Genomic DNA, 26,716 nt, shown 5'->3' with positions numbered 1-26,716 from the left:
ACGGGGGCCGTAAGGCTCCCGTTTTTTATTGCTGTTTGGGCAACGTTTTACTGTTGTTACTCAGCCAGCACTATCACATCTCCCGTTGCCGGGGCGTCAGTTCCCGGTAGCCACAATCGCCCCCACGAACCGGTGCAATGACAGCCGAGCAGTTTTTCGGGTTGCTGTTGCTGAATAAATTGTCGGGTCCGCCATAGCTTAGCGGGGGAGGCGGAGCGTAAATGAAAGCCACCGACCAGGGCGTGAATTTTGGTAACCCCGGTGATTTTCTGGCAATGGCGTACGATGTTCTCTATTCCCCGATGCCCGCAACCGGTAATGATGACTAACCCGCGTGCAGATTTATAGATCAATACGCCTTCGTCACTGATGTAATCTGGCTGGAGTGTTTTCTCGCTAATCACGCCATAGGACTGTGGCGTGGGGACACTGATTTCCCCGGACCACAAAAAACGATCACTGATAGCCAGCGGCTCGCGGGTGTATTCCATTATGAATCGAGAGTAGTTGTTATCACGCGAGAGTTTTTTAATTTTTCGTGGTATTCCCGCAACCGTTATCGATGCGTAACGCTCGCAGGCCAGTTGAGGATGGCAAATGATACGGCTGTTATCCGCAAGCCACGGCACGCCGCCGCAGTGATCATAATGACCGTGCGACAGCACTACGGCGGTTAATTGGGTCAGGTCCACGCCCATTTGTGCAGCGTTATGCATGAAGCTGCCATCCGGCCCGGTATCAAACAATATTGTGGTTGTTTCATCCTGAACTAACAGACTTAATCCAGGCTTGGCCAGTATTGATTTTTCTGCGCCAGCAGCGCGTCGGTTTTCAAGCAGCACTGTGAGGGTTAAAGCCATGCCTGACTCCCGTATTAAAACGGCATACTGTAATACATCGCTTTTGAGAGCGCTGTGATCGCAGCGCTCTTTAGCGTTATCCGTTATTCACGCACAATTTTGCCTGCGTTTCCTGCATCGCTGTCATTCCAGCTACCGCGACCATTTGTTTTAATCGTATAGGTGGCATAGCCGACACGGAAGGTCATCGTATCCTTATAGGTATTTACGTCACGCACTTCATTACCATTGACGTAAACGCCGGAATCTTCGACGTGAATATCAACGCTGCGTTGACCATTGGCAAATTTGGCCACGTAATTTCCGCTGAATTTGCCATCAATACCGGCATTATCGTGGTTATCCGTGTTAGTGGTATTTTGCTGTTTTTCACCATGATGATGACGATTCTGCTGGCCGTTACTGTTCTCAATAAAGCCATGATCGCGGTTCCACTGATAGGATTTATTCACATCGCAGCCATTGAGTTCACTCATCTGCGTACAACCTGAACGTTCATACTTTTTCTGCATTGCCGGGGTAATTGCACATGCTGTTGTGGCAGTTGTCAGGCCAAGGACCAGGAGGGTTAGCAGACGTTTATTCATTTTTTACTCACTATCATCATTAAATTTATTTATAGGAATGCGAACTTTTTGACTGTCATGTTTACGACGACGGCAGTCTCCCATTAAATATTAATGAAGCATACCAGGGGGAATCCTAATTTATAATTAGGGTGGGGGGTGAATGCTGTAATACGCAACATAATAAGCTGTTCATTTACTTATTTTATACAATCCGGGTAGAGAGCTAAGATGTATTTACTTTTAGAAGAAGGATTTAATGAATTATTAATATTGACATTAACGATGAAGTGGGACGCGGGCTTGTATATAAACAGGCCCGCGTGGGGAGAGTAGTCCACAATATTCAAACTTCGCGTATTTATGGATGTCGTTGTCAATATAGTTCGTCTTTACCCCTGAGTGGAGATCTGCGCGCGGTGCTGCTCGGCCTGTACCTCATGAGCAAATGAATGGCCGTTGTTTACCGATTGGTGAACAACCATCGCTTTTTCATGTTCATTCATTTGTGAAAATGATTGCGCATTGGTTGGTGTTGACGATGAATTATTTGCTTGCGCGGCGTGTGCTTGTGCCATTTGTTGATGTGCAGGAGCGTCGCTGTTATTCATCATTTCATGAGCCATTGCGGCCTGCTGATGCATTTTTGGTGTTTCTGCCGCATTAACGCCAGCTGAAATAAAAAACGCGATAGCTAAAAAAGAGGACATCTTATTCATCATATTTCTCCTGTTTGGGTTTACGGAAGAAAGTATAATTAATAGGGGCTGTCAGTGGCGTGACAGGATTATGACGGTTGTGTCAGACAACAGGTGATGACGGGTATAAGCGTCATCACCATAAATTAAATCGCGTGCTTGGGTAGCGTCAGAATAAAGCGAGTGGCATGAGGGTCGGAAGTCACCGAGACTTTTCCTTGATGGGCAGTCACAATTGATTTCACAATCGCCAGACCAATGCCGCTGCCTTCGCCCTTACGCTGTCGTGAAGGGTCCACTCGATAAAAGCGGTCAAAGAGTCGCGGAAGATGTTGCGGGGGAATGGGGTTTCCGGGATTCTCAACGACTATCTGCACCTGGCCATCCGCCTCTTTCACCCGCACGGTTACCGACTCGCCTTTTGGCGTATAGCGCATGGCATTTGACAGCAGATTACTCATTGCCCGGCGTAACATTAATGGGTCGCCTGAAACCCAGCATGCGCGTCCTTCAAACCGTAAACCAACCTCACGCTCTTCAGCCCAGGCTTCGAAAAAGTCGAACACTTTACCGACCTCATCAGCCAGATTGAGCGCTTTTTTTTCTGGGATCAGCTGATTGTTATCCGCCTGCGCCAGAAACAGCATATCACTCACCATCTTCGACATACGGCCAAACTCTTCGAGATTGGAATACAGCACATCTTCCAGCTCTTTTTGGCTGCGGGTCTGGCTGAGTGCAATCTCCGTTTGGGTGACGAGGTTAGTTATTGGCGTGCGGATCTCATGGGCAATATCCGCTGAGAAGTTCGACTGGCGTTTAAATACGTCTTCGATGCGTTCGATCATATGATTAAACGAACTCACCAGTTGTTCCAGTTCAATAGGAACAGCTTGCGGATCGAGGCGTACATCGAGATCTTTCGAGGTGATATTTTGGATGCGACGACTGACGTTACGAATCGGTTCATGACCTTTGTATACGGCGAACAACACGATAAAAACAATCATCATGCTAATCAGCGATGCTGTCATAATCAGCTTGTTTTTCAGATCGTTAATATAGTGCAGATGAAAGTCGATCGATAATGCCAGATACAGCGTATACGCTGGTTTTCCATCGGCAAGTTGTCCTACCGGCAGGCGAATCATTCGCCAGTTAGACGATGTTTTCTGTCCGTGGATATGTTTGGAGGTTTGCAGTGTGGGGCCTGAGATAATAAAAACATCGCTGGCATGAGCATTTTTATCCGGCCTTGCACTGGCGATAAACTGCCGGAGATCCGGCGCATTGGGCGAATGGAAAATGGCCTTTTGGTTGTTATCTTCCAGAGAAATAATGACGTTCGAATAACCCGCCACCACATTTTTTAGCGTTTCCAGGCGGCGTGATTCTGGCTCGTTGGGTTGGTTAATAATCCTCTCCAATGTGGCGCTAATCTCTTGTAAATCGTTGATGTCCTGCTCGGCGAAGTGGACTTTCACGGAGTGGATCATTATCCATGCAAAGGCGAAAAATGAAGCAATTGTCGCTAGGCTGATAAAAAAGGTCAGTCGTGTCGCCAGTGAAAAAGGGCGCCGCCATCGTTTACTGGTCATCAGGAACCTCAAGCATATATCCCACACCGCGCACGGTCTGAATCAGTTTCGGCTCAAAATCGTTATCAATTTTGGCGCGCAGACGCTTAACGGCGACGTCGATGGCATTAGTATCGCTGTCAAAATTCATATCCCAGACCTGGGAGGCGATCAGTGAGCGGGGTAAAACTTCCCCCTGATGGCGCAGGAAAAACTCAAGCAGCGTAAACTCTTTGCTGGTCAGGGTGATGCGCGTACCGCTGCGGGTGACTTTCCTGCTGACCAGATCGACCATTAAATCCGCGACCTGAAACTGGCTTTCAACAATCACCGCAGCGCCCCGGCGCAGCAGCGTTCTGACCCGTGCCAGCAGTTCGGCGAAGGCAAACGGTTTAACCAGGTAATCATCAGCACCTAATTCCAGACCTTTAACCCGATGTTCAATGGTACCCAGTGCGGTGAGGAGAAGAATGGGCATTCCTTTGTTGGCGGAACGCAGCATCCGCACGATATCCCAACCGTTTACATCCGGCAGCATGATGTCGAGTATGAGCAGGTCGTAATCGCCGGTCATCGCCAGGTGATACCCGTTCAGGCCGTTATCCGCTAAATCCACAACAAAACCCGCTTCCGTCAGGCCTTTCGTCAGGTATTCACCGGTTTTTTTCTCATCTTCGACTATCAAAACCTTCATCGCATTCTCCTTCTCGCACTGGTTGTGCGGACTTTCAATTCTAGGGAAGCGGGATCGGATAGCAATCTGTTATTGGGAAAATGACAGTTTTGTCATTTTCCTGTCACCGGTTAAACAGAGTCACTTCGTTAAAGTACAAGACTATAAATTCCTACTTATTTTAGGGACATCAGTCCGGTCAGGACGAGAAGAACTATGAGCAAATTTAAGCTTCTTACTCTCAGCGCTATATTCGTGCTCGCTGGTTGTTCATTGGCGCCGGACTATCAGCGCCCGGCCTTGCCGGTGCCACAGCAATTTTCTTTAAGCCAGAATTCCCTGGTGTCGGCTCCTGGTGAATACCAGGACACGGGGTGGCGAACCTTTTTTGTTGACGACCAGGTGAAGGGGTTGATTGGTGAGGCGCTGATCAATAACCGCGATTTACGCATGGCGACGCTGAAGGTTCAGGAAGCGCGAGCGCAGTATGGCGTCACGGACGCTGACCGTTATCCGCAAATCACGGCAGGCTCCAGCGGTACCTACAGCGGTAAATTAAAAGGTGATAGCAGCACCGATCGTGAATTCGAAGCTGGACTCAATCTCAGTTTCGACCTGGATTTCTTTGGGCGGCTTAAAAATATGAGTGAAGCCGAACGGCAGAACTTCTTCGCCAGCGAAGAGGCGCGTCGGGCGGTGCATATCTTATTAATTTCCAACGTGTCGCAAAGCTATTTCAACCAGCGTCTGGCTTACGCGCAGTTGCAAGTTGCCGAAGAAACGCTGCAAAACTATCAGCGCTCTTACGCTTTTGTAGAGAAGCAACTGATAACCGGTAGCACCAACGTACTGGCGTTGGAACAAGCGCGCGGCGTGATTGAAAGTACGCGTAGCGAAATTGCCAAGCGTAAAGGTGAGTTGGCACAGGCCAATAACGCGCTGCAACTGTTGCTGGGTACATACGGGAAATTACCCGATGACCAGGCGCGCAGCCGTGGGGATCTTAAACCGGTAACGCTGCCGCCATCGCTTTCGTCGCAAATACTGTTGCAGCGCCCGGATATTATGGAAGCTGAGCACGGATTATTGGCGGCAAATGCCAATATCGGTGCTGCGCGGGCGGCATTTTTTCCGTCGATAACGTTGACCAGTTCCGTGTCCAGTAGCAGTAGCGATCTTTCCAATTTATTTAATGCCTCCAGCGGCATGTGGAATTTTGTCCCCAAAATAGATATTCCAATTTTTAACGCCGGACGTAATCAGTCCAATCTCGATCTCGCCGAAATTCGCCAGCAGCAGTCGGTGGTGAATTACGAACAAAAAATTCAGAACGCGTTTAAAGAAGTGGCGGATGCACTGGTGTTACGCCAAAGCATTGCCGATCAAATTAGTGGGCAGCAGCGTTATCTGGATTCATTGCAAATCACACTACAGCGCGCCAGAGCGCTTTATCAGAATGGCGCAGTTAGCTATATCGAAGTATTAGACGCAGAACGTTCTTTATTCGCTACGCGGCAATCGCTGCTCGATCTTAATTACGCCCAACAGGTTAATGAAATTAAACTGTTTGCTGCCTTAGGCGGCGGTTGGGTGGAGTAATCCTTAATATTAACTTTTCAGGAGCATGATGTATGAATACTACCGCCAAAGCCGTACTGTTTAGCCTTTTCTCTGTGGTTATGTTTAACGCCCAGGCCAATGAAAATCAGCATGGCGAGATGATGAATATGCAGCCAGCGGCTCAACAGGAACAACTCATTAGCGCTACCGGGGTGATTGAAGCTGTTGATATGGAGAGTAAAAAAATCACGATTAAGCATGACCCTATTCCAGCGGTGAACTGGCCGGCCATGACGATGCGCTTTACGCTGGTTGCTGATACGAAGGCTGATGATATTAAGCCAGGCGATAAGGTCGCGTTTACGTTTGTTCAGCAGGGAAATCTCTCTGTGTTACGCGATATTCACATCAGTAAATAACGTTCTCGCTGGTCTCTTTTATTCTTGCCCGAGTTTTTTGCGAACGCGGGTGAGACTATCGCGCAATGGAAATCACTATGGCGTCTTTAAATATTAAAAATACCGCGCTTATTCTCGGTAGCATGATTGCCGGCGGGATTATTTCTGTCGGTGTTTATACTTATTATTCATCGGCAAAAATATCGTCTGTAGCCGGGCCAGTTCAGCAAAAAGAAGCCAGAAAAGTGTTGTTCTGGTATGACCCCATGTATCCGAACACGCGCTTTGATAAACCGGGTAAATCGCCGTTTATGGATATGGATCTGATCCCGAAATATGCCGATGAAGAGACCGCGAACGCGTCATCGCCTGGCGTGCGCATCGATCCTACACAGACCCAGAACCTGGGGCTGAAAACAGAGCCAGTGCGTCGTGGACCACTGCACTACGCGCAAACTTTCCCGGCCAACGTTAGTTATAACGAATACCAGTTTGTTATTGTCCAGGCACGCTCTGCGGGCTTTATCGAGAAGGTTTACCCGCTGACCGTGGGGGACAAAATTAAGAAGGGTTCGCCGCTGATCGACCTGACTATTCCTGATTGGGTTGAGGCGCAGAGCGAATATTTATTGCTGCGGGAAACGGGCGGTAGCGCGACGCAGGTGGAAGGGATTCTGGAGAGATTACGTCTGGCTGGAATGCCTGAAGCAGATATCCAGCGCTTAAAATCGACGCGTAAAATTCAGACTCGCTTTACCCTGAAAGCGCCTATCGATGGGGTGATCACCGCATTCGATTTGCGTACCGGTATGAACATTTCCAAAGACAATGTGGTCGCGAAAATTCAGGGTATGGACCCGGTATGGGTTAGCGCGTCGGTCCCGGAATCTATCGCCTGGCTGATTAAAGATGCCTCGCAATTTACCATCACCGTGCCCGCCTGGCCGGATAAGCCTTTCACCATCAGCAAGTGGAGTATCTTACCAAGCGTTGATGCTACCACGCGTACGCTCCAGCTCCGTTTACAGGTCGATAACCCCGACGAGGCGCTCAAGCCCGGGATGAATGCTTACCTGCAACTGAAAACACAAAGCGAGCCAATGCTGCTGATCCCGTCTAAAGCACTGATTGATACGGGTACCGAGCAGCGGGTCATCACCGTTGATAACGAAGGCCGATTTGTGCCGAAACAGGTTGCGGTATTCCATGAATCCCAGGGGCTGACGGCTATCCGCTCCGGCCTGACCGAAGGCGAAAAAGTGGTGTCCAGTGGCCTGTTCCTGATTGATTCTGAAGCGAATATCTCTGGCGCACTGGACCGTATGCGCGCCCAGAACAGTAAGGCGCAAGACGCAGCCGCCATGCCAGCCCAGGCGACCCATTCACACTGAGGACATGATAAATGATTGAATGGATTATCCGTCGTTCGGTGGCAAACCGTTTTCTGGTGATGATGGGGGCGCTGTTTCTTAGCGTCTGGGGAACCTGGACCATCATCAATACGCCGGTTGATGCGCTGCCCGATCTCTCTGATGTTCAGGTGATCGTCAAAACCAGCTATCCGGGGCAGGCGCCGCAACTTGTTGAAAATCAGGTGACCTACCCGCTGACCACCACCATGCTGTCGGTACCGGGTGCGAAAACCGTGCGCGGTTTCTCGCAGTTTGGTGATTCCTACGTGTACGTCATTTTCGAAGATGGTACCGATCCTTACTGGGCGCGCTCGCGCGTACTGGAGTATCTCAACCAGGTTCAGGGAAAATTACCGGCTGGCGTTAGCGCGGAAATGGGACCGGACGCCACGGGCGTCGGCTGGATATTTGAGTACGCGCTGGTGGATCGCAGTGGGAAACATGATCTGGCGGAATTACGCTCTCTTCAGGACTGGTTTTTAAAGTATGAGTTAAAAACGATTCCTAACGTGGCGGAGGTCGCTTCGGTAGGCGGCGTGGTTAAACAGTATCAGGTCGTTATCGATCCGATGAAGCTGACGCAATATGGCATCAGCCTGGCGGACGTGAAATCGGCGCTGGATACGTCGAATCAGGAAGCGGGCGGCTCATCTGTTGAGATGGCTGAAGCGGAATATATGGTCCGCGCCAGTGGATATCTGCAAACGCTCGATGATTTCAATAACATCGTTCTGAAAACAGGGGCCGACGGTGTACCTGTTTACCTGCGCGATGTGGCGCGCGTACAGATTGGGCCGGAAATGCGCCGTGGGATCGCCGAACTGAATGGCGAAGGCGAAGTCGCGGGCGGGGTGGTTATCCTGCGTTCCGGTAAAAATGCGCGTGAGGTGATCTCTGCCGTTAAAGCCAAGCTCGATACGCTGAAAAGCAGCCTGCCGGAAGGCGTAGAGGTAGTTACAACATACGATCGCAGTCAGCTCATCGATCGCGCCATTGATAACCTCAGCTACAAGCTGTTGGAAGAGTTTATCGTCGTGGCGCTGGTGTGCGCACTGTTCTTGTGGCATCTGCGTTCGGCGCTGGTGGCGATTATTTCCCTGCCGCTGGGGCTGTGTATCGCGTTTATCGTGATGCATTTCCAGGGTTTGAACGCCAACATCATGTCGCTAGGGGGAATTGCCATTGCCGTCGGGGCGATGGTTGATGCCGCAATCGTGATGATTGAAAACGCCCATAAGCGGCTGGAAGAGTGGGGGCATCAGCATCCGAATGAAAAGCTCGATAACGCAACGCGCTGGAAGGTTATTACTGACGCCTCGGTAGAAGTCGGCCCGGCATTGTTCATCAGCCTGTTGATCATCACGTTGTCGTTTATCCCCATTTTCACGCTTGAGGGGCAAGAAGGGCGACTGTTTGGCCCGCTGGCGTTCACCAAAACGTATGCCATGGCAGGCGCGGCATTTCTGGCGATTGTGGTTATTCCGATCCTGATGGGATTCTGGATCCGTGGAAAAATACCGGCCGAAAGCAGCAACCCGCTTAACCGTTTTCTGATCCGTATTTACCATCCGTTGTTGCTGAAGGTGTTGCACTGGCCCAAGACCACCATTCTGGTGGCGGTGCTTTCAATACTGACGGTTGTCTACCCGCTGAATAAAGTCGGTGGTGAATTCCTGCCGCAGATTAACGAAGGCGATCTGCTGTATATGCCTTCGACATTGCCGGGGATCTCAGCGGCGCAGGCAGCGGATATGCTGCAGAAAACCGACAAGCTGATCATGACCGTTCCGGAAGTGGCGCGCGTGTTTGGTAAAACCGGTAAGGCAGAAACCGCAACAGACTCCGCGCCGCTGGAAATGGTTGAAACGACGATCCAACTGAAGCCGCAGGACCAGTGGCGTCCGGGGATGACGATGGACAAAATCATCGCCGAGCTGGACAAAACCGTACGCTTGCCGGGGCTGGCGAATCTGTGGGTTCCGCCGATTCGTAACCGTATCGACATGCTCTCTACGGGGATCAAAAGCCCAATTGGCATTAAGGTGTCGGGTAATGTTCTGGCAGATATCGACGCCACGGCGGAGCAAATTGAAGAGGTGGCCAGAACCGTGCCGGGTGTCTCTTCGGCGCTGGCCGAGCGTCTGGTGGGCGGACGCTATCTCAACGTAGATATTAATCGTGAAAAAGCGGCCCGGTACGGCATGACCGTAGGTGCTGTGCAGCTGTTTGTCACTTCAGCGGTAGGAGGGGCAATGGTGGGCGAAACGGTGGAAGGGATTGCACGCTATCCTATCAACCTGCGCTATGCGCAGAGCTATCGTGATAGCCCGGAAGCATTGCGTAATCTGCCGATTCTGACGCCCATGAAACAGCAAATTACGCTGGCGGATGTCGCCGATGTGACGGTGGTTTCGGGGCCTTCGATGCTGAAAACCGAAGATGCGCGACCAACCAGTTGGATTTACATCGACGCCCGAGATCGTGACATGGTCTCAGTGGTGAACGATCTGAAAAAGGCTATTGCTGAAAAGGTCCAGTTAAAGCCTGGGACCAGCGTGGCGTTTTCGGGGCAATTCGAGCTGCTTGAGCGCGCCAGCCATAAGCTCAAGTTGATGGTGCCAATGACGCTGATGATTATCTTCGTCTTGCTTTATCTGGCCTTCCGTCGCTTTGGCGAAGCGCTGCTAATTATCACCAGTGTGCCTTTTGCGCTGGTGGGCGGCATCTGGTTCCTTTACTGGATGGGTTTCCATATGTCGGTCGCAACCGGAACCGGATTTATCGCCCTGGCAGGTGTTGCTGCGGAGTTTGGCGTGGTGATGCTGATGTACTTGCGCCACGCTATTGAAGCCGAACCCGCGCTGGAAAATCCGCAAACCTTTACGGCGGACAAGCTGGATGAAGCGTTATATCACGGTGCCGTGCTGCGCGTGCGGCCAAAAGCGATGACCGTGGCGGTGATTATCGCGGGTCTGTTACCTATCTTGTGGGGGACGGGAGCAGGCTCAGAAGTCATGAGCCGCATCGCCGCGCCGATGATTGGCGGTATGATCACCGCGCCATTGCTGTCGCTATTCATTATTCCGGCTGCGTATAAGCTGATGTGGCTGCACAGACACCGCGGTCAAAAATAATGCTCTAAAGCGCGCGCCTGCATTCGGATTTGTTGCCGAAGCAGGCGCCGCGTTATACCTCCAGTGCCTTCACGCGTTTGCGGTACTCGCCCGGCGTGCAGCCAAATTCCCTTAAAAAGACTTTATGGAATGACGATTCGCTGGCGTAGCCCACCGACTCGGCCACCACAACCAATGGCTGCGACCCGCGAGACAGCATCTGGGCAGCGAATTGCAGGCGTAATGTGGTTAATACTGCGAGCGGCGTGGAGTTTGAGACTTCACGAAATAGCTGCGCGAAGCTGGCCCGCGACATATGCGCACGTTTCGCCAGTTCTTCGACGGTCCAGGCAAACGCCGGTGACTCCAGCATCATGAAGACGACAGCCCCTAGTTTGGGATGAAGCAGTAGATTTAACACGTTCTGAACGGGGGTCGCCTTGGTTAACCATTCGCGAACGGCTAAGGCGAACAGTGTGGCGCATTGTTGACTGCAGACTACACTGGAACCTGGCAGAGTACTCAAGGATTCCTGTTGCATCAACGCAATCATGGCCTTGAGCCAATGGCTGACAGGGCTATTTTCATCAGGTGCCAGAACCAATACTTCCGGTAACGCAGTTAAAAAATAGCGTGAGGAAGCGTGCAATCGAAGGCTGCCACAAACAATGTGTGTTTGTTCATCGCCAGACTGGCAGAGCCGATGTGCGGAGTTTTGCGGCAGGATCACGATAGTACCGGGCCGCAGAGTAAAAGATGTCCCATCGGGCATGTCCAGTTGGGCTGCCCCTTGTGTGACCGTATGCCAGCGGATAATGGACAATTCACCTGCTGCGTGAGGCAGTTGCCAGTCCCTGCTCAGTAGGCAGTTTTGGTCAATTGAGCCTTGTGGGTCGTTAAGCATCAGTAATCGGCTAAGGGCATCCATGGAGACTCCTGAACATTTTTTGTTGTCGTTTATTGAAACGATATTATCTCTTTATTTCATTATTATATTAATACCTTCAAAGCGTTAGTGTAATAATTCATTCTCGAAATGTTAGTCATCTTTAAGGCTAATTTAGACGATCTGACAGTTATCTGCGAGTTGTGGATACATTGTTTCGGCAGAGTTAGAGCTATATTTCAGTTCATCAAACGAACAGTGACTTGGCGGAGAGACAGCATGAATCAGTATCAGGCGATTATTATTGGATTTGGCAAAGCGGGTAAAACGCTGGCGGCAACACTGGCCAAAACGGGTTGGCGGGTAGCGATTATTGAACAGTCAAACACCATGTATGGCGGGACATGCATCAACATCGGCTGTATCCCAACCAAAACCCTGGTACATGATGCTGAACTTCAGCATGACTTTGCCGAAGCAATGCAACGCAAGGCCTCTGTTGTCAGTTTTCTGCGCGATAAAAATTTCCATAATCTTGCCGATCTGGAAAACGTGGATGTGATTGAAGGTCGTGCTGAATTCGTTGATAACCATACTGTGCGAGTCGTGCAGTCAACAGGCGAGATTGAGCTGAGCGGCGAGAAAATCTTTATTAATACTGGCGCCCAGTCAACGATTCCAAACGTTGAGGGATTAACCACGACACCTGGCGTATTTGACAGCACCGGGCTGTTGAATTTGACGCAACGTCCAGAGCGTCTGGGCATTTTGGGCGGTGGGTATATCGGCGTTGAATTCGCATCGATGTTTGCCAACTTTGGTAGCAAAGTCACTATTTATGAAGCAGCTCCGCAGTTTTTGCCTCGTGAGGACCGGGATATTGCTGACGCTATCGCCAACATTTTACGCGACAAAGGCGTCGAGTTGATCCTCAATGCCAACGTGCAGTCGGTCTCCTCTCATGATGGTGCAGTACAGCTGCACATGCCGGAGGGTGCCCAGACGGTGGATGCGCTGTTGGTAGCATCAGGTCGCAAACCGGCGACAGAAAACCTGCAATTGCAGAAAGCGGGTGTGGATGTAAACGATCGTGGTGCTATTGTTGTGAATAAATATTTGCGTACATCGGCAGATAACATTTGGGCAATGGGCGATGTCACTGGTGGATTACAATTTACCTATATCTCACTGGATGACTTCCGTATTGTGCGTGACAACCTGCTAGGCGAGGGGTTACGTAACGCGGGCGATCGCCAAAACGTACCGTATTCCGTCTTTATGACGCCGCCGCTTTCCCGCGTCGGAATGACTGAAGAACAGGCTCGCGCCAGCGGTGCGGCGGTGCAAGTCGTGACGTTGCCGGTAGCGGCTATCCCGCGAGCGCGGGTGATGAATGATACGCGTGGTGTTCTTAAAGCGGTGGTGGATAGCGAAACGAAACAAATATTAGGCGTGTCGCTGCTGTGCGTGGATTCTCATGAAATGATTAATATCATCAAGACGGTTATGGATGCGGGGTTACCTTATACCACATTACGTGACCAGATATTTACCCATCCAAGTATGAGCGAATCATTAAACGATCTCTTTTCTCTCATAAAATGATAATAGCGTAGTCTGCATATTTGCCCCACCCGTGTGGGGCTTTTTTTTATTTATTTTTTATATTCCTGATACTAATTGACAGTTATTTTGGCGTTACGGATGAAATAAAATAAAGTGACATGTTTTATTATATTCCCACTGAAATAACTCGTTAATGGAAATAGAAATGAACATGTTTAAGTCTACGTTACTAATGACTGCGTTACTGACTGCTCCGGTGACATTTTCCGCGTTAGCGCAAACCGAGGTTGCCCACGTTAGCGTATCAGCCGTGTCTGGATCTCCTTCCGTGGTGGAAGATGCCATTGCGAAACTGGCGCAGGAAAAGAATGCTACTTCCTGGAAAATTACCTCAATGCGCATTGATAGCAGTACTCACGCAACGGCAATTTTGTACAAGTAAGGAGAGCCGGGATGGAAAAGTATCTTCGTATATTGGGCAAAGGCGATAGAGTTGGATTAACCTTGATTCGCCTGAGTATCGCGATTGTTTTTATCTGGATTGGTTTATTAAAATTTGTACCTTACGAAGCCGACAGCATTACGCCGTTTGTCGCCAATAGTCCGGTAATGTCATTTTTTTATGAGCATCCAGAAGAATACAAACAACATTTAACCCACGAAGGTGAATTCAAACCACAGGCTCGTGAATGGCAGACAGCGAATAACACGTATACGTTCTCAAATGGCCTGGGCGTAGTCGAAGTTCTTATCGCTTTGCTGGTGCTGGCTAATCCTGTTAGCCGTTGGTTGGGATTAATTGGCGGCGTTCTGGCATTTGCCACACCAATTGTTACCTTATCATTTTTAATAACCACTCCAGAAGCATGGGTAATGCCGCTGGGTGATTTACACCACGGATTTCCGTACTTGTCAGGCGCCGGGCGGTTGGTGTTAAAAGATACGTTAATGTTGGCGGGAGCAGTGATGATTATCGCAGATTCATCCCGATCAATAATTAAGCAGCGGTATTGAATTTTTAACGTTGTGCCCTCTGTAAGATAGCAAGCCACTATAGTTCGATTCGGTACTTACCGGGCCAGCAGGATGCTGGCTTTTTTTCTGACTTAAGGTAAATTTATTAAGCATATATAAATTGCAATTATTCAATTTAGAAGCATAACGAGTCAGGGCTATATTTTAGTTAATGATAGAGTGCAGTAAACATCTTCTCTTATCCCCCGCGATAGCACGCCAACCCGCATGTTGCGTAGCCCCTCCATCATGATTGCTTTATTTTTTTCTGTACAATTCTTGCTATTTGTTATCTCAAAACCTCATTTTAAAAATTTTGTTATTCGCTTTTGTTATAGCCAGTACGCAAGTTCGCGTGGTTTTAGGCCTGGCTTGAGCTAGAATTAATCCTGATTAAATGTTTTTACGTATCAATAACTGACTAAAGATAGTTAAAAACTTAATTTTTAACCAACTGTTTGACATGGAATCCACTATGGTAATTAAGCACCAGGGGTGGATGCTGATCTCGCGTTTTGTGAGTAACCAAAGGCGGGACATATCTTAAATATGGAAATAAGGGTTTTAGAATGAGCTTTGGCTTAGCAAAGGAAGACAAGTTTGAAATCATCGCTATCCTTCGTGAAGAGCTTCATAAGAAAACGAAACTGGAAATCCTGTGTGGAGACAGTAGCGTTATCACGCAGTTAGAGAAGATTGATTTCGAACGGTTTGTCATCTCCGGACACGGAGACATTGTTCCTGAAAAGGTCCAATACTTTATCCTGCACAGTGAAAGCGGGATTGTAAAGTTTACTGCCAGGTTCGAACAAACCTCGTCAGCAGGTGCGGAAGCAGGATTATCCTACTTCATCCCGGATATGATTTTCTTTGCCCAGCAGAGACAAAATCAGCGTTTTTCATTCCTGAAGGGTTATGACTTTTTCTGTTTTGGTCGTTACAAAAATGGAGAAAACTACTCTCTCAAGATTAAAAATATCTCGCAGGGTGGTTGTGCGTTAATCGTTAAAGATGTAAACGCCCGTTTTCTTTACAAAGATGCGGTGATTAAAAATGCATCTCTGGATTTCGATACCTTTGGCAGTTTACAACTGGACTTAAAAGTGATCGATGTCGTCCCGATCAATGAATTTGATGAGGATAACCAGTTGTATTCCTGTCATCAGATCTCATGTGAGTTCGACTTTAAAAATCGTCGTGAAGAGACTGAAGTCGAGAAAATCATTATTAAATTTTTAATGAGTAACAAGATTAGAAGCTTATAAGGAACGGTGAACAGGATGTTGATGTGTGGCAGTGATAATTTTGTGGGCAATGGTATGTTTGCCTACCTGACCAGCAAACATGTACCGATACAAACATTCCAGTTTGAGGATATGTTGCATCAGTCATCATTATGCCAGCATCAAACCATGGTTTTTAATATCATTGATAATGAACAAGCGTGTTCAGACATTGTTCAGTTTTTGAATAAAAACCGATTCAAATTTTATAATAACGTCGTGGTGATTGTTGCTGATAGTTTGGTGGCGAAATTATGCGTAGAGTTATTATATGTCGAAAAAACAATAGTTTTGACTGAAAAATCTTCACTGCGCGATTTTGGTCAATTGGCGAAATTATCAGTCGGGAAATGGAACCCCCGACTGTATCGTTCGCAGAAGAGATTAACCGAAAGAGAACAGCAGATCCTGAACTTACTGGTAAGTGGTTATACAGCCAAAGAAATTTCTGAGTTAGTTAGCCTGAACTATAAAACGATTCAGGCACATAAGATGAGAGTCGTCGCCAAGCTTGGCCTGACCAATACCTCTGATTTAAATAAGTTAATTGTCAGATTTACCCATCGTATGTCTTTTTTACCCTAACCTGACCATTCTTTTCTGATGTAATACACCTAATAGTAGATACAATTTGGGAGTGATTTTGACTGGTTTTTAATTTTATGATTTGTAGAGGGAGAGGGGAATGTTTAATTCCAATGAGGTGCTAACTGCGCTTGAAAAGGCTTTGAATACCAGTCAACTTTATATGGTTTATCAGCCTATTTTCAATTTGCATGCCCAGCGTATAAGCGGATTTGAAGCATTAATGCGTTGGAATAGTCCTCAGATGGGTATGATCTCTCCCGATGTTTTTATTACCTTACTGGAAGATAGCGGCAATATTATTTCCATTGAAGATATGGTTACTCACTCTCCGTGGGATGTTGCAACTTCCTGGCCTGACCCCATTGTATTATCCGTCAATATTTCCGCGCTTGAATTCTGCGATCCTCTGCTACCCCAACGCGTCAGACAAAATCTTGCCACTTCCGGACTGCCGGTCCATCGATGCCAAATAGAGGTCACGGAAACGTCACCGCTGTGTGACAGCCAGATTGCGGCTAAAAATATGACGGAATTAAAGGCGATAGGGGTCAAGCTTGCACTTGATGATTTTGGAACCGGCCATGCTAATCTTAATTACCTGTTGAAATATCCTTTTGACACCTTAAAAATTGATAAGGAATTTGTCACCGGTATTGAGCCCGACACCCGATCAACAAAGATTGTTGAGGGTATTATTTCACTGGCGCATAATTTTGGCATTGAAGTTCTTGCCGAAGGGGTGGAAACCCAGTCCCAACTGGAGCGGTTGATGCAGATTGGTTGTGACAAAATTCAAGGCTTTTTCATTTCTCCCCCGGTGCTGGCAGAAGAGATCCCTTCACTCTTAGCACAATATAATCGTTAATCCCTCCTTTTCACGTTTCCCAACCCCTTAGTTGTTCCGCGTTGCTGTTAAGTCTGTAGGCCTGATAAGCGTAGCGCATCAGGCGGCTTTGAACGGCAAAAAAAAGCCCCCTGCAGAACAGGGGGCTGGTGAGTTTATGTCAGCTTAGAACGATTTCTTAAAGCCGATAGAGGCATTGACCGGCGCTTCTACCTGCGATTTACTGCCGCCGTTGCTGAATTGCGTACCCAGCTCACCGTAGACCTGCAGGTTTCTGTCGATGGACCATGACAGGCCGGCTGCAACTTCAGTGCTGGAGTACTGCTGTGAAGATTCCAGCGTGGTGGTGGCTACCGCATTGCTAAAGTGCGTTTTGTCTTTTGAACCCAGACCCTGCCAGACGTTTACCCTGCCGTACGGCTGGAATTTGCCATGGTTGGTGTCATAGTCAGCGACCAGACGCACGCCCAGACGCGCGGTAAAGGAATCCGCAGTATCCATTTTCACTTTCGTTGGTGTCACACCATCCAGCGTGCTGTTATCAAAGTCGCTGTACTGGTAGATCAACTGAGCCTGAGGTTCCAGACTCCATGCGCTGGCACCTAAACGGAACGATTTACCTACCTCTGTCGACGCCGTCAGCGTGTTGCCTCTGACCGTATACGAGCCGTTGTTACCGGTCGCCTCCAGGCGGGATTTATGGTTACCGTACTGCAGGACGTTATCAACATACATACCGTCACCCGAGAACCAGGTAGCATAGCCGCCGACGTAAAATGCGTTGTCGTCGATGTTACCGCCTTTGCCATCGCTGCCTGTCTTCGTGCCTTTCACGTTGCTGTCGATATCAAGGATGCTGGTATACATCCCGGCTTTCCAGCTTTCGTTAGCATACATATCAACGCCGACCTGAATGCCCATGGTATGGGAGCTGGTTTGTGTACCGGCCGCGTCATCCAGTTTGGTTTTACCGGAGTAGCCAATCATTCTTGCCCACGCGCGATTGTCTTCATCAATGCCCGGTTTAACCTCGTCACCCATACGTTGGTGCATGTTACCCAACAGGCTAAGATCACCCTGACGTACGACGCTGGCGAGGCCAGAATACAGCATGGTTTCTGGACGGTATTCACTTCTCAGATACCAGTTTTCACCCAGGCCTTGAGCATTACCCGCATGCAGTTGGTACTCAAACGCACCTGCAGCCATACGATCGGCGGCAAGATGGAAGGCATCCCGCGACGTTTGTGCGGTGGTGGTTGCGCCATTGAGCGCTGTCACCACTTCGATACCATCCCCAATGGTCGGCGCGCCGAGACCAGAACCATCGACATCCAGCAGCGTGCTACCGCTGGCTTTACCGCCATCGATAATCAGACGGTCGGCAATGCCTGAGCCGCTACCATTCTGGATAGCCGCCATGTTGATAGTCCCTTTTTCGCCGGTGTAATCCCCTTTGACGGTTAAGGTTGTGCCAGTCTGCTGACCGATGAGCGAGACATCGCCACCGTTGCTCAGGCCCGCTACCGTTTGGTTGTAACCCTGAGTGTTCAACGTGGTGTCTGCGACCACATAGTGGTGCGATGCGCTACTCAGGGTGTTGGCATTACCCGCTTGCAACACGCCGTTGGCGATCAACGTCGCGCCGCTGTAGCTGTTTTCGCCTTGCAGCTCGGTAATGCCGCTACCGGTCTGATGCAACTGGCCTTTACCACTGATATTGCCGGTCAGCGCCAGGGTATCGCCACGATTGACGTTGAGTACGCCGTTATCAACGACATCCCCCTGAATGCTGCCGATATCACCGCCGTTACCCAGCTGTAAAACGCCTTGTTCGATGGTGGTGCCACCGGTGTAGGTGTTATCCAGCGTCAGGGTGAGGGAGCCTTTACCGGTTTTGGTCAGTTGACCGTTACCTTCGACTTCAGTCAGCAGAGAAACGTCATGTCCGTTGGTGTCGAATGTCCCGCCGCCGGATTCCAGCGTCACCTGACGGGCAGTATCAAACGCTTCGCCATACTTCAGCGTACCGCCATTAAAGGTAATTCCCGTATCTGCCGCACCCAGGTTGGTATCGCCCGCTACCTGCAGCGTCCCGGAGGTGATGGTCGTTCCGCCGCTGTAGGTGTTGTCGCCCGTGAGGATGAGGGTACCGAGATCGCCTTTATTCAGGCCGCCGGTACCGCGGATAACGCTGTCGATAGTCGCGGTGTAGTTGGCGCCGTCTACTGTGCCATCGCCAACGCGAATCAGGGTGTTGGCCGTATCGGTGGTAATGGCTTCGCCACCCACGCGATAACCATCGGTGGCGAACTGCGCGCCGCTGATGATGACGTCGCCTTTGCTGTTATCGACGGTCACGTTGCCTGCTTCACCCTGGAAGACGGCAAACGCGGCATCGGTAAACGGTGCGTTCAGCGCGCCTTCCGGCGTTGATTCATCGGTAGTCCAGTTGTCGTTACCCTGGCTGGATTGCCAGATACCGTCGCCGCCGTTGATGACGCCGTTGTTTTTCAGCTCGCCATTCTCACCGCCGGTGCCGTCCCAGAAGCGCAGCGTTAGTCCTGCGTGGTTGACCAGGTTGACCTGATTTTTCACCGATGTCTGCACGTACAGGCTGTCAGCCGCTTCCGGCGCGTTAGCAATATCCATCACATTGTTGGTCAATGTGCCGGTGTAGTTGATGACGCGATAGACGCCGACATCAAAGCTGCCGCCCGGTGAGGTTTCAATGTTGAGCTTACCGTCGAGCGTCAGATCGCCATTTACATCAATCAAGTCGTTGAAAGCACCGCCCGGGGTGTAAGCCTGACCAAACTGATAATCCAGCTGTGCGTTATCACTGAGCGTCAGCGAACCGGTAGTCAGTTTACCCACGCTGTTGATGGCCGCACCTGCGGTAATATGAGCGTCGTCCAGCACATCAACCGCGCCGCCAATAATTCCGTTTCCGCCAAGCGTTGCCCCGGATTTCACCGTCACCTGGCCGGTAGCCGCAGACTGATTACCGTTGACCAGCAGCACGCCCTCATTGACGTCCGTGGTGCCGGTGTAAGTATTGTCGCCGGTCAGCGTTAACGTACCGTCACCGATTTTCACCAGGCTACCGTCGTTGCCGCTGATAATGCCGCTGATGGTGTCATCAAGATGCAGATTACCCAGTGACAGCTCTTTATTGCCCAATTCGACATTACCTGCGCCGGACAAGGAGCCGATCGATGTTGCGCTGTCGACTGCGCTGATATCGACCTTACCGCCCGCCAGGTTTTTAACGACGGTATTTTCTGCCATCGCCTGGTCAGCAAAGGTCATCAGTCCGCTGTTGTTCACGGTGGCATTACCGCCGCTGGCGTCTTCTTCCAGCGCCAGAGTACTGTCTTTTGACACGTTAACCGTCGCGTTGCCCGCGGTGGCGTTGTTGGTTAACACCGCTTTCGCCGTGCCCGTCAGGTTCAGCATTGCGCTCGCTGCGGTGACGTTATCTGCCAGCGTTAACAGGCTGTCGGCGATGTTCATGGTCAGGGATTTCAGGCTGGTATCTGTCCCGCTGACATTGAGCGTCGCGCCCTTATTGACATTCACGGTGCTGCTTTCGTTACTGCCAAAGGCTCCGGTTTTGCTGACGTTGACCGTCACATTGTTGGTGTTTCCGGTACCGGCAATTTCTGTGTCGCCTTTGTAGCTGTTTGCGCGGTCGAGCGACAAGGTGCTGCCCGCATCGCTAGAGCTGCTGGTGACTTTCAGTTTACCGTCGCCGGTAATCTCACCGGTTGGCGTGAAGTGGTGCGAATTGAGATCGAACACAGCTGCGTTCTCATTCGCTCCCAGCTCGATGGTGCGATTGCTGGTCAGGTCCGCGCCCAGTTGCAGCGTTGAACCGTTATTGATTGCCAGGTCAGTTCCGCTCTGGCCGAGATTGCTGTCGGAGGAGATCTGCAACGTGCCGCCATCAATGCGCGTGCCGCCGCGATACTCGTTATCGCCGCTGAGGATCAGACGGCCAAGGTCGGTTTTCACCAGCGTCAGCTTATCAGCAGTACTGGCTTCGCGGATAACAGACTCAATGGTCGCGGTATAGTTTTGCCCCGCGCCACCGGCGCCAACGCGCAGCAGCAGTTCGCCTGTTCCCGGCGTCTGGCCTGCGTGGGTCGCGTTTTCAGTGGTGGCATACGCGTTAAGCGCATCGCCTTTAACGACATAGCCATCGGCATCAAACTGTGCCCCGGAGAAGTTAACTTCTCCCGCGGCGTTGTCCACGGTAACTGTACCGCCTTTGGTGGTGAAGACGGCGAAGGACTTCTGTGCCCAAGGGGCGTTACCTTCACCGGTTGCGGTGGTCCAGTTGTTATCACCCTGGCTGCCGATTGCCATCCATTTGCCATCGCCACCGTCAATTTTGCTGTCGCCTTCAATACCCGACGCGCCGTGGCTCTGATTGACGGTTGCGCCGTCCCAGAACTGCAGGGTAACGCCGTTGGCGTTCACCAGGTTGACCTGTTTGTCGATGGAGGTCTGGACAAAAATATTGCTCTTATCCTGACTGTCCGGTATTGCGCCTAATTCCAGTGTCTGGTTATCCAGCGTGCCGCCGTAGTTATAGATACGGTACACGCCCGGTCCGAAGTTACCGCCCTGTGAAGTGGTGACATCCAGAGTCCCGTCCAGTTGCAGATCGCCCGCGACGTTAATCAGATCGTTTAGCGCGCCGCCTGGCGTATAGGCCTGACCCAGTTCGAAAGCGGAAGTCGTTTTGCTACCAAGCTGCAGATTACCGTTAATGGATAACGTACCCGCACCACCGTCACCGGCGCTGAGGGTCGTGGCATCGTTCATCAGCACGTTGCCGCCGATAGTGCCATTACCGCCAAGTGTGGACGTGCCGCTAACGGTGGTGGCACCGCGCGCCGCGCTTTGATCGCCATTCACCAGCAGCGTGCCGTTGGTAACGGTGGTGTCGCCGGTATAGGTGTTATTGCCGTTCAGACGGGTAATGCCGCCGCCGATTTGCTGCAGCGCGCCAATACCGGAGATCACGCCGTTGAGCAGCACGGTGTTGGCGCGATTAATCGCCAATATGCCGTTGTCGATAATGTCTGACACGGCGCTGACTTGGCCTGTATTTCCGCCGTCACCCAACTGCAGCGTACCGGTTTGAGCGATAGTGGTAGAGCCGGTGTAGGTATTGTTAGCGGTGAAGATCGTGGTACCGCCCGCCGCACGTTCGAACTTCCCGTCACCGCTGATGATACCGCGATAAATTTGCGCCGCGGAAGCATCACCCTGGGTATCGAAGATAACCCGGCTGCCTGTGCCCTGGGTCGTAACATTGTAATCTCCAATGCTTGCGGCAGTACTGGTCGGCTCGACGTGGTCGCCGGTGCTCAGGGTTGCGCCATTGTTTACGGCAATGGTTTTGCTTGCCAGCGTCAGGTTTTCTACGACGCGGACATCTGCGTTTGAGCCGCTGATGGTCAGCGAATCCCAGCCGGTGCCGATGTTGGTGCCAGTGGTCAGGTTGTCGCTAGCCAGCGTACCAATCTTCGCACCTTTTGTATCGGTGAAGGTGAGGGCGTTGCCGCTACCTGCTTCAGTAGTGATGTGGCGTGTTTTATCCAGCGTCACATTGCCGATGTTGGCTTTATTGTTACCGCCAGTACCGGCGAAATTCACTTCACCCGCATAGGAGCCACTACGCCAGTTAAAGATGTCCGCACCTTCGCCGGTATTGATTACGCCGCTGGTTACACCGCCGCTGATATCAATGGTGTCATTGCCTTTGCCGGACTGAATGGCCACGGCCGTGTCGTTGATGGCCTGCAGGGTTCCCGTGTTGGTAATGGTTTTACTGCTGTCGCCGCTGGCGTCAATAACCGGTGAGGTGGTGCTGGCAGAGATAATCTTGCCGCTGTTGGTCAAGGCGCTGACGTTTTTCGCGATGATCGCCGAACCGCCTGCGTCGTTATGCACGTTAATGTCGGCATTGGTGGTGACATTACCGTTGGTATTAGCGCGGATACCGCTGCCTTCGCTGTTCAGCACCTCAATGGTGTAGCCTTTGCCGATGGTCAGATCGCCCGATACCGAGCTGCCATCGCGTTTTTCAAAGGCAAAGCCGGTACCTTTCCCGTTGACGTTGAGGATATTTCCAGCGCTGTCTTTATCGGTCATGGTCAACGCCACGCTGGTGCGGATGCCTGCGCCATCGTTGGAGTTTATGGTGACGTTTCGTAACAGGATATTGTTATTGTTAGCATCGTTTTGAATGCCAGCACCGTCACCCTTTGCACTGATCTCCACATTTTGCGCGGACAGAGCGCCAGCGCCTTCGGCCAGACGAATACCGTCAGCGGTGCCATCGGTAGTAATACTGTCGCCAGAAATACCGTTAATCAGCAGGCTGGCTCCTTGGGTGAGCAGAACCCCAGCAGTACCATCATCAACCTGAACTTTGCCCAGCTTATTAATCTGCGCGCTGGTACCTGAAGCCCTAACACCGATGCCGTTGCTGACATGCAGGGCGCTGGAGGAGTTATTGGTTAAGCTCCCGTCTTTTTGAACATCAACGCCGATGCTGTCGACGCTGGCCAGATCAATAATCGAGTTGGTATCCAGGATCAGGTTGCCCTGATTCCTCGCCACATAGGCGATAACCTCATTGCCGCTAGCTTCAGAGGTAATCTTCGCGTTGGAGGTGAGGGTGGTGCTAGTCGGATTACCCTGCGTGTCACCATTCAACTGGTGAGCCTGACCATCCACAACCCCGGCAACGGTTCTTTCGCCGGTTAAATTGATGGTCGTTTTATCGCTGATAGTTCCTTTCGCGCCGCCTTCGATAACCAGCGCCGCTGAGTCGCTACCCTTAACGGTAAACGTAGCTTCACCGGTATCTACGCTACTGCCAGCGCCGGTGGCGAGAACGCCCACGGAATTCTTACCGTTGAGGGTAAGATCAAGGTTGGAACTGGACTGATCTTTCGGGTTAGTCGTGTTACCGGCCAGCAATGCGCCATTGGCGATACGGAAAATGGTGGTACGATCCTGACCATTGTCATTCATCACCGCCTGACCAATGTTGGCGGTAGCGCCTTTACCAAACAGGTAATAACCAATCTGATCGGTGTTGTTGAATGTCGGGCTACTCAGACTGTCAACGTTAGCGATGGCGTTATCACGTACGTGCACACCGATGTTACCGGCTTTATCCAGCGTAATGTTGGAGTAAACGTTGACCACTGCCTGGCCGCTGCTGCCACCTTCAGCCCAAATAGCGTAGTTACGGTTACCGACGCCGCCTTCTCCGTCCACCACGATAGAGCCCGCAGCGCTGGTGGTGACTTCGGCATTTTTGTTATTGGCGCTAACGTGGATCCCCACGTTGTTGGTGCCATTTACGTTAATCTTGCCGTCGTTGCGGATTTCCTGATTATTTTCCGCGCCGCTGTCGCGTACGGAGATGCCGTAGTTTTTACTGCTGCCCCCGTCAGAACCTCCATTGATCACGATATTGCCGGTATTGAGAACGTTGCCCGTGGCATTCCCGACCAGAATTCCCGCGGCGTTGCGTATCCCGGTTCCCAGCGTGATCAGACCGTTGTTAATCACCTCTTTGGCACTTTTGGTCATGATCCCGGCGCTCAGACTAGAGCCGCCAGCCATCGTGACATCTTTAGACGGATCGCTTGCGTCGCGACCAAGATAAATTGAGGCATCCTGAGCGTTAGTGAAAGTGGCATTCCCGGCGACTTCTACGCCATAAGCCGTGCCTTTGGCAAAGGATGCACCGTTTTTGCGCCCGTCCACGACGTTGATATCGCCGTTGTTGACGCCTTGCGATTCGTCAGACAGTTGCATGCCAATAGCCAGCGTCAGCGAAGAATCTGGCTCATCCTTACTCCAGGGATCGGCTGCCGACGCGGTACCAAAGTTATCGGTGGTGATCGCCTGGTTAATGGTGCCGTTGTTTGCTATCTGGCTGGCGCCTTGCCCCTGCATGCCAAATGCGCCATAGCTGTTGACGTTTTGATTGCCGTCTTTGTCGATAAACAGCCCGGAGTTGATGATCCCGTTGTTGGTTGCCGTTGCGTCTTTTGCCAGCATGCCAATCGCCAGACTCTGCCCGGTAGACGTGCGTAATGCGTTCAGCTCGCCAAGGTTAGTGATAACCCCGCCATTAAGGGATTTCATGACACCGTTAATACTGCCGTCAACGGCAATAATCGCATCTTTGTTCAGGGTGCCGGAGGTGCCTGCACCGTTGGCGTAAATAGCATGCAGCTCACCGCGGCCAGCGGTCGCGTTATTGCTATGCGACAAGCCGTCGGTCCAGACGTCGTAATCCCAGGTAAGCACGTCTGAAGACTTGCTGGAGTTGATCAAGCCATCAATCAGCTCCGCGTATTTTGTCTGCGCGGCGGTGACGGTTGTGATATCACCGTTTTCAACATCCAGCCACAACTGCAGTTGACTGACCTTTTGCCCTTCAGGGTTTTCTGCTGCGTCGCTGCTTTTACCCAACAGCCAGTCGTTAAAATCGGCCAGCTCCTGCGTGCTGGTAATGTTAAATGTGCGCGTACCCGTTTCGACTACTTTACCGTCTGCATCATAGCCGTAGGACATGAGTGTTACATCATCGCCAAACACGGAGGTTTGTGCTGAACCGGCGAACGTTTTTTCAGGGATAACTGGGGCGGCGTTAAATTTTATATAGTTATCGGATTGCCAGTTAACCTGGCTACCTGCGTCCTGAGCCTCCAGCAAGGAGGAGTCTTTAGCCAGCAACTCGATAGTATTGGCTTTGTCACGGACATTGAGCGTGTCGTTGCCAATATCCAGATTGGCTATGGAGCCATTTGTCGCCAGCGCGATGCCAAATTGTTTATAGATTTTAGACAACGTTGGATCGTAGGTGTTTAATACCGAATCGCCGATCTGTGATTCGGTAAGAAAGCTACTTAACTCCTGGGTATCAAAGACTTTAATTGATGCTGGCTCACCAGGAAATGCCGGGTCGTTAATAGAGAATTCTGTGCTCTGTGAAGGCGTCGACGACCGGTTGTACGTCAGGTATTCCGCCAGCTCTTCAGCATTAGTAATCGTTTTTACGCTCTGGTCAGGGCTGGTGGCCTTAAGAGTGATTTTGTTTGTTTGCAGCAGCTCTCTGATGGTCGTTGATTCAACAACGCCACTTTGACCCGGACTGATCGTTGGGATCGCACCGCTGATATTGAGCGCCTGACCAGCAGTGATATCTTTATATAAGAATCCGTAGTCGTGGATACCCGCATAATCCCCAACGGAAATACCTGCCTGGTAGTCGGTGAAAATATTGTGATCACCGATATCGATAATCGGATCAGCGGAAACCTGCATTGAAGCAGCGCTTAATGCACCCGCTGCTAATACCGCAACAGTTTTGCGCGAGCTGCTTTTTTTCTTTCCTTTGGTTAATTCAGAAACGACCACCCAGATACCGAGCGCCGCGTTCCAAATAATGCTGTAAACTTTGTTCATATATAACCCTCGTCTACATTCCTGTTATGCATGTGTTAATACATTGAGTTGTTGGCTATGGTTGGCACGCGGATGTGCTACCCGGTAATCGATTTTTGGGAATAGGGTTTCCTTCCGTGCGATGCGGAATTAAAAAGCGAGTCGAAAGAAAACTTTTTTTAAATAATA

General features: G+C 50.6%; 17 protein-coding genes. 10 read left to right on the top strand and 7 right to left on the bottom strand.

The window, feature by feature from the left end:
• Positions 1–56 precede the first annotated feature (56 nt).
• From OGX96_RS13175 to cusR, 5 genes are all read right to left on the bottom strand, one after another.
• Entirely contained in the window at positions 57–860 is an 804-nt protein-coding gene (locus OGX96_RS13175; RefSeq protein WP_186413634.1) for an MBL fold metallo-hydrolase, read from the bottom strand.
• An 83-nt stretch (positions 861–943) separates the two neighbouring features.
• A complete protein-coding gene (locus tag OGX96_RS13170; RefSeq protein WP_128317226.1) occupies positions 944–1,447 on the bottom strand; it encodes a hypothetical protein in 504 nt (167 codons plus the stop codon).
• Positions 1,448–1,818: 371 nt separating this feature from the next.
• A complete protein-coding gene (locus OGX96_RS13165; RefSeq protein ID WP_191227222.1) occupies positions 1,819–2,145 on the bottom strand; it encodes a PcoE/SilE family metal-binding protein in 327 nt (108 codons plus the stop codon).
• 125 nt (positions 2,146–2,270) lie between these two features.
• Entirely contained in the window at positions 2,271–3,722 is a 1,452-nt protein-coding gene (locus OGX96_RS13160) for a Cu(+)/Ag(+) sensor histidine kinase (protein ID WP_032942607.1), read from the bottom strand.
• A complete protein-coding gene (cusR, locus tag OGX96_RS13155) occupies positions 3,712–4,395 on the bottom strand; it encodes a copper response regulator transcription factor CusR (RefSeq protein ID WP_003831137.1) in 684 nt (227 codons plus the stop codon). The genes OGX96_RS13160 and cusR overlap by 11 nt, the downstream gene beginning before the upstream one ends.
• 195 nt (positions 4,396–4,590) lie before the next feature.
• Here cusR and OGX96_RS13150 point away from each other — a divergent pair, with 195 nt between their 5' ends.
• The 4 genes from OGX96_RS13150 to OGX96_RS13135 all read left to right on the top strand — a co-directional run bounded on the left by OGX96_RS13150 (position 4,591) and on the right by OGX96_RS13135 (position 10,878).
• On the top strand, positions 4,591–5,973 hold the full coding sequence (locus tag OGX96_RS13150; protein WP_286583254.1) for an efflux transporter outer membrane subunit: 1,383 nt from the start codon (positions 4,591–4,593) through the stop codon (positions 5,971–5,973).
• A gap of 32 nt (positions 5,974–6,005) precedes the next feature.
• On the top strand, positions 6,006–6,353 hold the full coding sequence (gene cusF, locus OGX96_RS13145) for a cation efflux system protein CusF (RefSeq protein WP_008784023.1): 348 nt from the start codon (positions 6,006–6,008) through the stop codon (positions 6,351–6,353).
• 77 nt (positions 6,354–6,430) lie between these two features.
• The gene (locus tag OGX96_RS13140; protein WP_008784024.1) at positions 6,431–7,723 is read left to right on the top strand and encodes an efflux RND transporter periplasmic adaptor subunit; all 1,293 of its coding nucleotides are present in this window, start codon (positions 6,431–6,433) and stop codon (positions 7,721–7,723) included.
• 11 nt (positions 7,724–7,734) lie between these two features.
• On the top strand, positions 7,735–10,878 hold the full coding sequence (locus OGX96_RS13135; protein ID WP_137377129.1) for a CusA/CzcA family heavy metal efflux RND transporter: 3,144 nt from the start codon (positions 7,735–7,737) through the stop codon (positions 10,876–10,878).
• A 52-nt stretch (positions 10,879–10,930) separates the two neighbouring features.
• Here OGX96_RS13135 and rclR read toward each other — a convergent pair whose 3' ends face one another.
• Complete coding sequence (gene rclR / locus OGX96_RS13130; protein ID WP_198801695.1) at positions 10,931–11,785, bottom strand: reactive chlorine-specific transcriptional regulator RclR; 855 nt, start codon at positions 11,783–11,785, stop codon at positions 10,931–10,933.
• A 237-nt stretch (positions 11,786–12,022) separates the two neighbouring features.
• Between rclR and rclA the strand changes: the two genes are divergently transcribed.
• From rclA to OGX96_RS13100, 6 genes are all read left to right on the top strand, one after another.
• Positions 12,023–13,348 (top strand): reactive chlorine resistance oxidoreductase RclA, encoded by a 1,326-nt coding sequence (gene rclA / locus OGX96_RS13125; protein WP_286583249.1) that lies wholly within the window; start codon positions 12,023–12,025, stop codon positions 13,346–13,348.
• Between the two features lie 172 nt (positions 13,349–13,520).
• Entirely contained in the window at positions 13,521–13,751 is a 231-nt protein-coding gene (gene rclB / locus OGX96_RS13120) for a reactive chlorine resistance periplasmic protein RclB (protein WP_032941888.1), read from the top strand.
• Between the two features lie 11 nt (positions 13,752–13,762).
• On the top strand, positions 13,763–14,323 hold the full coding sequence (rclC, locus tag OGX96_RS13115) for a reactive chlorine resistance membrane protein RclC (RefSeq protein ID WP_008784029.1): 561 nt from the start codon (positions 13,763–13,765) through the stop codon (positions 14,321–14,323).
• Between the two features lie 569 nt (positions 14,324–14,892).
• The gene (locus OGX96_RS13110; RefSeq protein ID WP_103015057.1) at positions 14,893–15,588 is read left to right on the top strand and encodes a flagellar brake protein; all 696 of its coding nucleotides are present in this window, start codon (positions 14,893–14,895) and stop codon (positions 15,586–15,588) included.
• Positions 15,589–15,609: 21 nt separating this feature from the next.
• Entirely contained in the window at positions 15,610–16,191 is a 582-nt protein-coding gene (locus OGX96_RS13105) for a helix-turn-helix transcriptional regulator (protein WP_003831148.1), read from the top strand.
• A gap of 100 nt (positions 16,192–16,291) precedes the next feature.
• Positions 16,292–17,059 (top strand): putative bifunctional diguanylate cyclase/phosphodiesterase, encoded by a 768-nt coding sequence (locus OGX96_RS13100; protein ID WP_003831149.1) that lies wholly within the window; start codon positions 16,292–16,294, stop codon positions 17,057–17,059.
• A gap of 144 nt (positions 17,060–17,203) precedes the next feature.
• Here the strand turns inward: OGX96_RS13100 and OGX96_RS13095 are convergent, their stop codons facing one another.
• Positions 17,204–26,548, bottom strand: coding sequence for an autotransporter outer membrane beta-barrel domain-containing protein (locus tag OGX96_RS13095; RefSeq protein WP_286583248.1), 9,345 nt, complete (start codon positions 26,546–26,548; stop codon positions 17,204–17,206).
• Positions 26,549–26,716 lie beyond the last annotated feature (168 nt).

Origin of the sequence: Citrobacter sp. Cpo100 (assembly GCF_030332595.1) — a bacterium.
GTDB lineage: Bacteria > Pseudomonadota > Gammaproteobacteria > Enterobacterales > Enterobacteriaceae > Citrobacter > Citrobacter portucalensis.
Note: the sequence above shows the minus strand (reverse complement) of the source record. Positions and strands in the feature narration are given on the sequence as shown.